The sequence below is a fragment of the Pseudoalteromonas distincta genome (genome assembly GCF_000814675.1).
GTDB lineage: Bacteria > Pseudomonadota > Gammaproteobacteria > Enterobacterales > Alteromonadaceae > Pseudoalteromonas > Pseudoalteromonas distincta.
The window spans coordinates 126,938-140,144 of the sequence record NZ_JWIG01000016.1 but is presented as its reverse complement, the minus strand read 5'-3'; the positions used below and the strand labels follow the sequence as shown (position 1 = coordinate 140,144).

The following is a 13,207-nucleotide window of genomic DNA, read 5'->3' as shown; positions in this document are numbered from 1 at the left end:
CATTAGTTGATAATAATTACCATTACGTAAATTATTATCAACTAAGACACCCCATGTTAAAAACTTCGCTTTGCCTTATTGCTGTTGCAATAAGTACTAACTCGTTAGCAAATGAAAATAATAAAAATGAATACAATTCTGATCAATTTGAGCATGTCATTGTTTCAGGCAGCCGCATATCAGAAAGCATTGACGAAGTACCTGCATCTATCACCGTTATTAATCAGCAACAAATACAACAGCATTTAAAAGTAAGCTCAGAATTGGGAAGTTTACTCGCGCAAATGGTTCCAGGGCTTGCCCCAGATACAGGCAGTTCAAGTAATTCAGGACAAACACTACGCGGCCGTGCGCCATTAATAATGATTGATGGCGTACCGCAATCAACCCCTCTTCGTAATGGTTCTTTAGGCGTAAAAACACTTGATGCAAGTGCCATAGCGCGCATTGAAGTCATAAAAGGCGCAACGTCTATTTATGGTAATGGTGCCTCAGGTGGCATTATTAACTACATAACCAAACAGGCTCGCAGTGATGGTAAACCTGAAGGTGAAATAAGTATTTCAAGCCGCTTTAGCGCTGTTAAGTTAGCAGAAAGTGGCGGCGGTAGAGTATCAGCCGCAGTAAACGGTAAGCTCGACCAACTAAGCTACCTGTTAACGGCAAGCTATGAAGAAAACGGCGTACAACGCGATGCACAGGGCGATATTTTAGGCTTACAATACGGTTTATCAGACTCTGAGACTCAAAACTATTTTACCAAACTAACTTATGATTTTGACGACGAAAAGCAACTGCAGTTCAGCTATAACTATTTCAGCTCACAGCAAAAAACTGATTTAGGCGATGTTACTGGTGATGGCAATATAGGAGAAAAAACTTACGCTATACACGTCCCCTTAGAGCTTCAAAAACAAGGTAAGCCGCAAGGCCCAGAAGGCAACAAAAATATAACCCTAAAATATGTTGATTACTCGTTGTTTGAAAACACACAAATGACCCTCGATCTTTATAAACAAGATATAGAAAACGTATTCTTTTTCTCCACTAACCTAGCTAATCTTGATGAAGGTTATAGCGGTGGTCAATCGGTTATAAAATCAGACAAGCAAGGTGCAAGGGCTACATTTAATAGTCAGTTTGATTTTGAAAACGTAACAGCCACCTTAATCTACGGTATTGATGCCTTAAACGATAAAACATCACAACCTTTAGTGGATGGCCGTGTGTGGGTGCCAGAAATGGACATGGAAAGTGTGGCTGGCTTTTTACAAACCAAATGGGTAATAAACGACGATATTATTGTAAAAGCAGGTGTAAGAAACGAAAGTATTGATTTGAGCGTAAGTGACTACCAAACATTAAAACTGTGTAGAACCCCTTCGCAATGCTCAGTCCCATTAAATGTGCGTGGTGATACCATAAACTATGACGCTACAACGTATAATGCAGGCATAAAATACAATTTAACAGATGCATTCAGCCCATTTTTTAGTTATTCACAGGGCTCTGATATTTCTGATATTGGGCGCTTGCTTCGCGCTGCAACCGTTGACGATATTGCACTTATTCAGACACAAGCATCTATAATCGACAACTACGAAGTTGGTTTTACTTCACAGTTTGAAAACGTTCGTTTTGAATTTGCACTGTACAGAAGTACTTCAGAGCTTGGCACCAGTAATGAATTTAACGAAGTAACGGGTGTTTACGAACCCGTACGCGCACCGCAAGAAATATGGGGTTACGAAAGTTTAGTTAATTATACTATTAATCAAGATCTTAAATTAAGCGCTACATACAGCTACGTAGAAGGTAAAAACACCGAAGCGGATGAATATTTAGGGGCAAAACAAATCAACCCACCGAAAGCCACTGCTAATTTAACATGGCAAACTAACGAAAAGTTATCACTTGCAATGAGTTTTTTATATGTAGGTGACAGAAAGCGCTTTGATAAAAATGCACAGGGCCAATACTCTGGCGATCAGGGCCCTGTTAGTAGCTACAACACATTTAATTTAAGTGGTCAGTACAACGTTAACGCCAGGTGGAGTGGCTATTTTGGTATCGAAAACCTATTCAATAGTGATTACTACCCTGCCCGCGCACAGGCTTACACCTACGGTGGATATAACATTAAAGGATTAGGCACAACCGCAACGCTGGGTGCTAAATATCAATTTTAACAAATAAGCGCACGTTATAGGCATGCCCTGCATGCCTATATGCTCAACAAATCCCGCATAAATAAACGTCTCACTTTTTATTTAGGGCGTGTTGATCTTTGTGGATTGAGATTTGTTCAATCTAGAGGCGATTAAATTGCGGCGCGAGGTTTGTAACCTAGTGGGCTAAGTAAAAACCGAGCAACAAAAAGTTAATCGCCCCTAGAAAGAACCCTTTGGGCAGCGCATGTTTGGTCTTTATGCTGCGTTATCGCCTATTTATGGGGAATAACCACACTACATAGGCACTGCCTTGCCTAAAAACCAAACACACTGCTGTAAATTCAACCACCAAAGTTCAATACGCCCTAACAATCATGATCTTGTATTAGATGCTAATACAAATAAAAAACTGTCCATAAACCAAGCAGTAACGCAAACTTAAATAAGAATCAAAACCAATAGTAACGCAATGATTTTTATAGAGAAAACTTGCAATATAGGCTATATGTACTACACTGCATACAATTGAAATAGTTGAGGCGATTTATCATGAAAGGTAATCAAAAAGTAATCGATGCGTTTAATACATTGTTAGCTAACGAATTAGCAGCAATCGATCAGTATTTTATACACTCGCGCATGTATGACGACTGGGGTTTAAACAAACTATACGAGCGCCTTAACCACGAAATGGAAGAAGAAAAAGATCACGCAGACTGGCTTATTAAGCGCATCTTGTTTTTAGAAGGTGTACCAAATATGACTAAGCGCCGTGATTTACTTATCGGTAACGATGTAAAAAGCATGATGCAAAACGATTTAACACTAGAGCTTGAAGTAGTTGCGTGTGTTAAAGACGTAATCGCAATATGTGAAGAACAACAAGATTATCAATCTCGTAGCATTTTAGAAAAGCTGTTATTTGATACCGAAGAAGATCATGTTTACTGGTTAGAGCAACAACTTGGTCTAATTGATAAAATTGGTTCTGAAAATTATCATCAAGCACAAATGGCTTAGTAGGAGCATATTATGAAAGGCGATAAAGACGTTATTGCAGCGCTTAATAAAGTACTCGCTAATGAGCTTGTTGGTATTAACCAATACTTTTTACATGCACGTATGTTTAAAGATTTTGGCTTTACACAGCTTGATAAAGCAGACTACAAAGTATCAATTCAAAAAATGAAAAACGCTGATCGTTTAATTGAACGTATTTTGTTTTTAGAAGGCTTACCAAATCTTCAAGACTTAGGCCGATTACGTATTGGTGAAAACAGCGAAGAAATGATTGCTGCTAACATGAGTTTTGAACTCGATACTATTGATGAGTTACGTAGCGCAGTTAAGCTGGCTGAAAGTAAAAAAGATTACATTACCCGCGAAGCCCTTGATCACATTTTAAATGAACAGGAAGAGCAAATTGACTGGTTAGAAACCCAACAATTACTTATTAAAAATACGGGCATTAAAAACTACTTACAGTCTCAATTGTAAATAGTAGTAGATATAAAAAAAGCAGCTAAAAAGCTGCTTTTTTTATATCTAAATTTTATATGTAATTAAGCAACTTGATCCGTTACATCCGCAATTTGAATAAGTCTGCGATTAAGGATCTTTTTAGTACAACCACAACACTTACCGCATTGGCTGCCTACTTTAAGCTCTTTGGTTAATTCACGCATGGTCGTTGCACCATCGTCAATTGTTTGCTCAATTTTTTTATCAGTCACACCGTGACAAAGACAAATATACATCAATACAAACCGTGTTAATTACATTCAATAGATGCATACTAATCTAAACGACAATTGTTATCAATAGCTTCCTCACTAATAAATATAAATTATTTATTAGAATATGGTATTTGTTCTCTTAACTATATTTACCTAAAAATAAAGTTATGGAATAATGGCCGCCTCTTAGGGGAGTAGCCCGCTCAGTAATGAGTAAACTTATCAACATAATTGCACCTCATGTGCATGGTAAGTTTGTAATGTTGTAGCAAGCGTTATCGGCGAGACCTAGGTAGACACTATCCTCATGGCGGGAGATAGTTGTTTGCCTTGGTTTAGTATTCCCGCCTGTAAGAATCAATAATGGAAGTTTTTTTAACCTCAACCGTCACTGTCACTCTTGCCGAAATTGGCGATAAAACCCAGCTTTTATCGCTCCTGTTAGCTGCCCGTTTTCGTAATAAAGGCGCACTTATTCTTGGTATTTTAGCCGCAACTTTACTCAATCATGGCCTATCAGCGTGGTTTGGGCAGTGGTTAAGTAATAGTTTTTCTTCTGAATATTTACCTTGGCTTGTAAACATCAGCTTTATTGTTGTTGGCCTTTGGCTATTAGTTCCAGATAAAGACGAAGATGTAAGTAGTAAATACGATAGCTACGGGGCTTTTTTAGTCGCTTTTGTATTATTTTTTATTGCAGAAATTGGTGATAAAACACAAATAGCAACAGTGTTGCTAGGCGCACAATATCAGTCTGTGTTTTGGGTAACGGTAGGAACCACGTTAGGTATGCTAATTGCTAACGTGCCTGTTATATATGCTGGTAATGCATTACTAAAAAGAATATCTCTAAACACCGTACGTGCTATTGCTGCTTGTGTGTTTGTGTCATTAGGTATTTATGGCTTAGTTACAATTTAATCAATATTAAAGCTCGAACCTGTTAATTCAAGTGCGAGCTTTAATTTTTTCTGCACGTTATTTATGCATTGTTTACACAGTAACACCCCTTGGTTTGCGTAATTAAAAGGTTGGAATTAAAACCTGCAGCTAAATTAGTGACCGCAGTTTCAACAAAGCCACTTCCTTGGGCACACGCTAATCCTTCAGAGAGCGGACCGGCATAAACAAACTCACCGTTTTTATTAATAATAACGGCGGCAGGCGTTGCCGGAATAACGTGTTTAAGCTTTGGTGTTAATTCAACTTGTACAACCTTCATAGCTTTATTGGCAGCAAAAGAGCTCAACGATGAAATATGTGGTTTAGCCTGTATGGTGCACCCGCAGTTTTTTTCTGTTATAAGCACTAACGACGCTTCATTAGTGTCAACCCAGTCCAATTGCTTTTTAAAGTTATTAAACCAGTGCTTTTGCAATAAAACTTTTGAGCTATCAAACGGTTTAAGTTGCTCTAACTGAAAATAAACTAACCCTGCAACAACACAAACAAGCCATATAGCTATAAGCGAAAATACAAAAGAGTTCGATTTATTTAAACTTGGCAATGCTTTGCTCTAATACATCAATACTTACATCGATTAACTGCACCTTAGCGGTTAACTGCTGCACTATTTGCGTATCTTGGTACTGATTTTGGCGCATAGTATCAGTACTGCTTGCTATTAACTCGGTATTACCTGCCTGCTCCGCTACAACTTGTGCAACTGAGTCAGAGCTTGAAGATACTGCGGCTATTTGCTCGCTCATTGCTGAAATATTCTCTTTCATTGCAGCACTAATACTTGTTAAATCAACTACAAAACTCACACACTGACTCATTGATTGCGTTGACGTTTTACTATTATTAACAAGATCTTTTAATGTAAGACTAATTTTATCTGTTGTAGCTTTACTGTGGTTAGCCAAAGATCTTACCTCATCAGCAACAACAGCAAAACCTCGACCGTGTTCGCCTGCGCGGGCAGCTTCAATAGCTGCATTTAAAGCAAGTAGGTTTGTTTGCTCAGCAATGCCTGATATTTCATTAAGAAGCCCTGAAATAACATCGCCAGCTGCCACTAAGTGATTTATTTTTTCTTCGGTATGATTAAGCAGTGTTAACAACTCTCTACTTTTAGCGTCTGTTTGAAGCACTTCTTTTAATGCATCACCTGCAGATTGTGTAATATGGTCAACTTGGCGCTTAAGCACCTCACTTTCTTCTTCTACAAGTTTAAAGCCATTGGCAACTTGAGCGCCAGAATTAGCAATATCATCGGTTTGTTGCGTACGTTGAACCGCTCCACTCGCTAACTGATCGTGAACATCAATAAGCTCTTGTGAGTTTTTTTGCAATGATTCTGATTGAGTTTGTACCTGTTTAATAACATCAGATAAGTAATCTAGTAATGTGTTAAATCCTGCTACAGCTTCGCTTTTAGTGTCATCCGCGCGAAGAGAGAGTTTAATGTTTTCAGGATCTTTCATTATTTGTTCTGTCGCATAACTTAAAGATAAGCCCGCACGACGTTCCCGTTGCAGCGTTTTTGCAATATAGCCTGCAACTAATACTTCAACTATTGCGTATCCAGCATGAATTAGCACCGTAGTAAAAGCGAGTCTATCAGGGTCAAATACGTAAAAACCCGTATTTTGAGTTTGTAAATAATAAAAAGATAAATGATGTACCGCTACAAAAATAATAGCGGTAATAAACACTCGCCACTGTACAAACATTATAAGTACAGCCATTAAGATAAATATTTCAAAATGTACTTCGATTAACCCAAAAGCCTGCTGAATATGTAAAAAAGAAAACATCATTATTGCAGCTGCAACTACATGTGCAGTGATAGGGTTATCTGGCTGTGTTTTAAGTAACCAGATAGGGAGTAAACAAAGTGGTAGTCCAACAATAAATGCTTGGGTTAACGTCCCAAAATACAAACCAATCCCTATGGATTCAACAAATAGAAGACTAAAAATTATGATAAATAACCGAGTGACACTAGACATAAAACCCTTTAATAAAATTTGTAGTGTATTAAACACATTAATATATGTACGTCACAACACCTAAATTGGAGCAACTCTCCTAATAAATATCATCCACGTTATATAAAAATGTTCAAAGCCTTACTTAATTATAGGCAGTATTTTCTTAAAAGTAGGCGTAGCAGCTTTTTTTGTCCATTGAAAAATAACTATTTCAGCGCATGAAATTACAGCTCCAGCTTGACGTAGCTGCTCAATCGCCAAATTTTTATGTTGCGGGTTTCTCGAACCAACTCCGTCGTAAACAATAATAACTTCAAAGTCATTTTCTATTAAATCTAAGCATGTTTGTAAAACACACACATGTGCTTCAGTTCCCACAACAACAACTTGCTTTTTACCATGGCTTTTTAACGTATCAACAAAACCAGGCTCTGCACACGCACTAAAGTACGTTTTATGAAAATACGTGGCATTAGATAACGTATTTTTAATTTGCTGATTAGTCTCGCCCAAACCTTTCACATATTGCTCCGTTACTAAACATGGAACGCCATGAATAATACCCGCTTGAGCTAACTGCAATGTGCTTTTTAAAATATTCGGAAAATCTTTAATTGCAGGAGCAAGCAACTCTTGTAAGTCTATAACTAATAACACGCTGTTTTTTGCATCAACATTAGAGAAAACCACTATACTCTCCTTCTAAGCATTTACTATTATCTGTATAGAGTAGCTCACTATTTAAAAATAGAACTTTTAGCGTTATGTATATTATTTGTAATTAAAAAATAAAAACTTATGCTATATTTACTATCTACCTATGCATCATCCTATCTTCCACTGAGAGTGTTTATAAGTGCGTTTGAGCAAATTTTTTTTTCATATCACCATTACTTTTTTACTATGCATCCAAAGCACTTTTGCATCACAAAACTATGCTCAGCAATTACAACGAATTTCTACTGACGAAGGCCTATCGCAAAGTTACGTTTTGCAGACTCAAGAGGATGATATTGGTTATATTTGGATAGCAACCCAACAGGGTTTAAACCGTTTTGATGGTTATAATGTAAAAACTTTTAGTGGCGGCTTTGGCCTGGATAAACATTATATTTATGCATTATTTAAAGCCGAAGACGGAAAAATCATTGTCTCAACAGATCTTTCTGGTGCCTATATAATAGATCCCCTCACTTTAAAAACCGAAAAAATCTATTCTGGTCAAATAGATAAAGAACAAAAAATGTTCTCTCCAATCTCTGCAATGACTCAGCAACAAGGTACTTTTTACTTCGCCATAGATGCCCAAATATATACATTTGATGAGACGAGTAAACACTTTACATTTAAGCTAACCCTGCCAAATAAAGGTGACTACATTCGGTCATTAACAATATATAAAAACACTTTATATATTGGTACAAATGATGGTTTATACACTGCAAATATAGATAATTCAGAACTTGTAAAAATACCTCTTCATCCCCCTGAAAAAAATACGATAGATAATGTAAACGTCAAATTCTTAAGTGTTGATAATGAATTAGGACTACTTGTTGGTACTGTTGAAGGCATGTATCAATTAGCATTCGATAATACCAAAAATATATCTGCAGCAAATATTACAACTTTAATTCCTGATTATAATATATGGGATTATGCCAATACTGTTTACGGGGAGTTTGTAGCAACCGAAAGTGGATTGTTCAGTTATCACCGCGAAACCAAAGAACTAGAATTCGTATTAAATTATGAAAAAAGTAAGTTTAATATTAATGAAAACTCAATAAACGATCTAATGGTTGATAAGTCCGGCGTACTTTGGCTCGCATCTAGAACCCAGGGCGTGTTTACATGGCCAATTAAAACCCGACGGTTTAAACACATTACTTTACCCGGTAACAATACTATTCATGCCACCTACCAAGACAAAAATAATATTATTTGGTTAGGAACAGAAGATGGAATTGCACGGTACGACAAAGCAACAAATAAAAGTGATGTATATCTGAGCTCAACCGACTCAAAAGCAATATACGGGGCATCTGCCGTTTATGATATTTTTGCGTCTTCAATTGGTGATAATCAATTCCTTTGGCTTGTTACTTTCGATGGTTTTAAACTGTTTGATAAACAAACGGGTAAAATTATTGAAAATAAAGACACAGAAAAAGATGTAATTAACCAATCCAACTTATTTGGCTTTGCCCAGTTATCTGCAGACACATATGCATTTATGTCGGATGATAATTTTTATGTTTTTAATGAAACAACAGGAAAAACAAGAATTATTAAGGGGCTCAAAGAGCAAGTCGATCCTTTATTTTCTTACGCTTTTTATAAACACCTCGACACACATCCTGAAGAGTTTGTACTTGGCACATCAAAAAGCTTCCTTAGGTACAACGAAAAAACGAAAACTTTAACGACTATATTTCAGTCTTTTAATCCTAAAGAAGATATTTTTTACACTGTAGAAAACTTTTACTTAGACTCAAAACGAAACATTTTATGGTTAGCAACCACTCACGAAGGTTTGCTCGGCGTTGACCCCGTTACTTATGAAAGAAAGCACTATATAGGATTAAAAAATTCGTTTAATACTGATTCTATCTATTCACTACTTCCTGATGAAAACGGCTTTTTATGGGCAAGTACCGACAATGGTCTGTATCAAATAGACCTAGATACTCTCAATGTAGTGAGTTTTTCAGTAAAAGACGGTTTGAATATAAACCAATTTACACCAATAGCGGCAGCAACACTAAGCGATGGCAGGCTTATGTTCGGCAGCAATGCTGGAGCCTTACTTCTTGACCCGATAGACTTTAATGAAAAAGAACAACTACAAAAAAGTAATCTAGCCATTACTGATATTAGCCTCCTTACTAGGGAACTCAATTACAATCCTCATAAATACCTTAGCAAACCACTTGAATTAAATTATGAAGACATGGGATTGACGGTTAGCTTTTCTAACTTCTCTTACCCTAATATTGATAAAGCATATTATAAAGTAATCCTTTCAGGGCCTACGTCTCTTACATATGAAGATTTACAATCTAATCAAGTGTTTTTCACAAAGCTTCAACCTGGTAATTACTCACTAAAAATATCAGCACATAATCGTGATGGTATTATTACAAGCGAGCCTACAACACTTAATATCAACGTGGCGTATGCTCCTTGGAGATCGCCCATTGCTATAGCCACCTACATTATTTTAATACTTGGGGTGTTATTTTTTATTTTTTGGCAGTATCGCAGCCGCCGAGTAGCAATTGAACAAGCCCATAGAGCGACTATTCATTCGCAAAAGCAAACAGAACTCGCGCTTAAAAATAATAAAAGCGGCGTATGGGATTATAATTTTAAAGACGCTTCCGTAAATACGCTCAGGGGAAGTGAATTAGGCTATACAGACTTACCTGAACGCGTGCATATAGATCAATTTTTAGCGCTTATACACCCAGACGATCGACGTCGTTTTGAAAACCAATGGGAAAACTACTTCAAATACAAAAAACAACAAAACTGGCAAGCAACTTACCGTTTACAGCATAAAAATGGCCATTGGCTCTGGTATCAAGATACAGGGCAAGTTATATACGATCCTCAAACAAATGAGCCTCTATATGTTTCTGGCATATATACCAATATCACCGAGCAACGAGCTAATGAGCAACAAGCAAAAATTTTAGGTGAAGCGTTTAGCCAAATAAACGATTGGTTACTTATACTCGATAAGCGTTTAATGCCATTTTCTGCGAACAATAGTTTTATTGAAACATTTTCAAACGAGCAAACGGCCACCAAAATTAGCCCTAAATTGTTTATTAAAGCAATTGGTAAAGATAAGTGCAGAGAGTTTGCTAGTATTTTAAAAAAATTAAAACCAACTGAAAACTGGCAAAGTGATGTTTATATAAGAACAGCAAGAAATAACGAACACCCAATACATATAAGTGCCACAGCTGTAACAAAAGACACTGCAAGTTACTATGTGATTGTTATTACAGATTTAACTGAACAAAAACGTGCTGAAAACGAACTGCGCTATTTGGCTAATTTTGACCCTCTAACGCATCTACCTAATCGTAGTTTAATGTATCAAAACATTGAAAAGGCGATTAAATATGCCGATAAAAACAATACCCAATGCGCATTATTATTTATTGATTTAGATAAGTTCAAACCTGTTAATGACTCTTTTGGTCATGCAGTGGGTGACAAGTTGTTATGTAATATTACCCAAAGAGTAAGCGGTATGCTTAGCGAAAACGCTATACTTGGCCGCCAAAGTGGTGATGAATTTTTAGTGCTGATTCAAAATATAAAATCACTCCAATCTCTTCGCGATACCGTAAGAAAAATTAGTAATGAATTAGCTAATAAAGTAATTATTGAAGACTTCTCTATTAATATCTCAGCAAGTATTGGCGTAGCTCTATACCCATTCGATGCTGTAACCACAGATATACTCATCCGTAATGCCGATGTTGCAATGATGCACGCTAAGCAAGGCGGGAGAAACGACTTTAAGTTTTTTAGCGATGAAATGAATGAGCTAATAAAACAAAAGTTACTGCTTGAAAATGATTTAAAAGATGCAGTAAAAGACAACCGATTTTTTAATCACTACCAGCCTATTATCGACATAGAAGAGAAAACAATAAATGGCGTGGAGTTACTCATGCGCTGGAAAAATGAAGGCCAGTTAATATCTCCAGCTCTTTTTATTCCTGTAGCTGAGGAAACCGGTTTAATAGAACTTCTTACTGAGCAAGCCTTGCACCGTTCACTAATTGAACTTGCGCCTATACTCAGCGAAAACCCGTTGTTTTATATATCTTTAAACTTATCGCCTAAACACATTTTAAAAACAAACATAACACAGCGGTTAATGGCTATATTAGCGGACTCTCAAGTTCATCCAAGACAATTAAGGCTCGAAATAACAGAGAGTATTTTATTAGAAGATAAGCTTAAAGCAGCCAAACAGCTGCAAAACCTAAAAGCTGCTGGGTTTAAATTACTGCTTGACGATTTTGGTACAGGATACTCATCACTCACCTACTTAAGCCAATTTCCTATTAATGTTATTAAAATAGATCAAAGCTTTGTAAACAGTATTGGTATAGATAAAGGGGATGAATCGATTATTAAGACCATTCTTTCATTGGCCGAAAACCTAGATCTTTACTGTATTGCAGAAGGAGTAGAAACGCGCGAACAGATGCTCTTTTTAACTGGAATTGGATGCAATGTATTGCAGGGTTATTACTTTGCAAGGCCAATGGATGCTAAAGACTTACGTAAAAGCGATTGTTTTAGCAATATCATTGATTTGATTTGATTTGATTTGATTTGATTTGATTTGATTTGATTTGATTTGATTTGAAACATTAAAAGCGTGCTAATCATTATTACACGCTTTTATATTAATTAGATGCTACTAATGGATGTGATGGCATTCGTGGCTTTCTATTTGTAATACACTATTGCGTACATTAAATTTTTCAGCTAACAGTTGTTCTACCTTCATACGACATGCTTCATCGTGTTTTTCAATAGTACAATGCTCTTTAAGTACAACGTGCGCCCCGACTACTACACCCTTATATTTACGCGTTACAGTGACATTATGGACATTGTGAACATGCTCCATATCTGTAATTTCACTTTCAATATCAGTAACTTTAGGGAGTTTGGCCTTATTTAAGCGTAAACCTTTTATACAACTAATAATGACCTTAACACCGGTAAACAACACGAAAGAGGCGATTAACATGCTCGATAAAATATCGATAACAACCCAGCCCGTAAAATATATAAGAATACCAGCCACAAATGTCGATACGGTAGAAATCAAATCAAAGAATGAATGTAAAAATACCGCGTAAACATTAATACTCGCTTTGCGGCCTTTATATAAAACCCATGCAGCAGCCCCATGAAATAAAAAACCAATAGCAGCAATAACCGACATTAAATAACTATTGATAGCCAGCTCATTTCCTTCATGTTGGTGTATATAGCGCTCACCACCTTCATACAAAATAATTAAACTGATTGCTAGGTATAAAAACCCGTTCACTAGGCCACCAAAAAGCTCTGCTCGTTGATGGCCATCGTTATAGGTTTTGGCAAAATGAATAGCGAGACTTGATGCTATCAGTGCGATGAATAACGAGCTATTGTGAACAAACAAATGCCCCGCATCAGCAAGAACAGCAAGCGAATTAGAATAATAAGCACCTATAACCTGAATTACCATAAACGAACACGTAATTGCTAAAGCAATGAGTAACCGACGACGAGAAGCTTGGTGTGTAGTGATTTCTGTCATGAAATGCTTGAA

10 protein-coding genes are annotated in these 13,207 nt (G+C 36.7%); 5 read left to right on the top strand and 5 right to left on the bottom strand.

The features are described 5' to 3' along the window. Positions 1-53: 53 nt before the first annotated feature. The 3 genes from QT16_RS11205 to bfr (QT16_RS11195) all read left to right on the top strand — a co-directional run bounded on the left by QT16_RS11205 (position 54) and on the right by bfr (QT16_RS11195) (position 3,668). Positions 54-2,189: a TonB-dependent receptor gene (locus QT16_RS11205; RefSeq protein ID WP_039488446.1), complete on the top strand. Its 2,136-nt coding sequence runs from the start codon at positions 54-56 to the stop codon at positions 2,187-2,189. A 531-nt stretch (positions 2,190-2,720) separates the two neighbouring features. Beyond that, a complete protein-coding gene (gene bfr / locus QT16_RS11200; protein ID WP_002958985.1) occupies positions 2,721-3,191 on the top strand; it encodes a bacterioferritin in 471 nt (156 codons plus the stop codon). 12 nt (positions 3,192-3,203) lie between these two features. After that, positions 3,204-3,668 (top strand): bacterioferritin, encoded by a 465-nt coding sequence (gene bfr / locus QT16_RS11195; RefSeq protein ID WP_002958984.1) that lies wholly within the window; start codon positions 3,204-3,206, stop codon positions 3,666-3,668. A 65-nt stretch (positions 3,669-3,733) separates the two neighbouring features. On the opposite strand, the gene QT16_RS11190 is transcribed toward bfr (QT16_RS11195), so the two are convergent. Next, positions 3,734-3,928 (bottom strand): (2Fe-2S)-binding protein, encoded by a 195-nt coding sequence (locus QT16_RS11190; protein ID WP_002960627.1) that lies wholly within the window; start codon positions 3,926-3,928, stop codon positions 3,734-3,736. 342 nt (positions 3,929-4,270) lie between these two features. Between QT16_RS11190 and QT16_RS11185 the strand changes: the two genes are divergently transcribed. After that, a complete protein-coding gene (locus tag QT16_RS11185) occupies positions 4,271-4,828 on the top strand; it encodes a TMEM165/GDT1 family protein (RefSeq protein ID WP_024597356.1) in 558 nt (185 codons plus the stop codon). A 61-nt stretch (positions 4,829-4,889) separates the two neighbouring features. Here QT16_RS11185 and QT16_RS11180 read toward each other — a convergent pair whose 3' ends face one another. The 3 genes from QT16_RS11180 to QT16_RS11170 form a co-directional block, all read right to left on the bottom strand. Then, complete coding sequence (locus tag QT16_RS11180) at positions 4,890-5,414, bottom strand: DUF6436 domain-containing protein (protein ID WP_024608847.1); 525 nt, start codon at positions 5,412-5,414, stop codon at positions 4,890-4,892. Then, on the bottom strand, positions 5,398-6,864 hold the full coding sequence (locus QT16_RS11175) for a methyl-accepting chemotaxis protein (protein WP_024597358.1): 1,467 nt from the start codon (positions 6,862-6,864) through the stop codon (positions 5,398-5,400). The genes QT16_RS11180 and QT16_RS11175 overlap by 17 nt, the downstream gene beginning before the upstream one ends. 120 nt (positions 6,865-6,984) lie before the next feature. Beyond that, positions 6,985-7,536, bottom strand: a complete 552-nt coding sequence (locus QT16_RS11170; protein ID WP_039488445.1) for an isochorismatase family protein — start codon at positions 7,534-7,536, stop codon at positions 6,985-6,987. A 166-nt stretch (positions 7,537-7,702) separates the two neighbouring features. On the opposite strand from QT16_RS11170, the gene QT16_RS11165 reads away from it, so the two are divergent. Continuing rightward, a complete protein-coding gene (locus tag QT16_RS11165) occupies positions 7,703-12,202 on the top strand; it encodes an EAL domain-containing protein (RefSeq protein WP_039488444.1) in 4,500 nt (1,499 codons plus the stop codon). Between the two features lie 99 nt (positions 12,203-12,301). Here the strand turns inward: QT16_RS11165 and QT16_RS11160 are convergent, their stop codons facing one another. After that, on the bottom strand, positions 12,302-13,195 hold the full coding sequence (locus QT16_RS11160; RefSeq protein ID WP_039488443.1) for a cation diffusion facilitator family transporter: 894 nt from the start codon (positions 13,193-13,195) through the stop codon (positions 12,302-12,304). Positions 13,196-13,207: the final 12 nt, after the last annotated feature.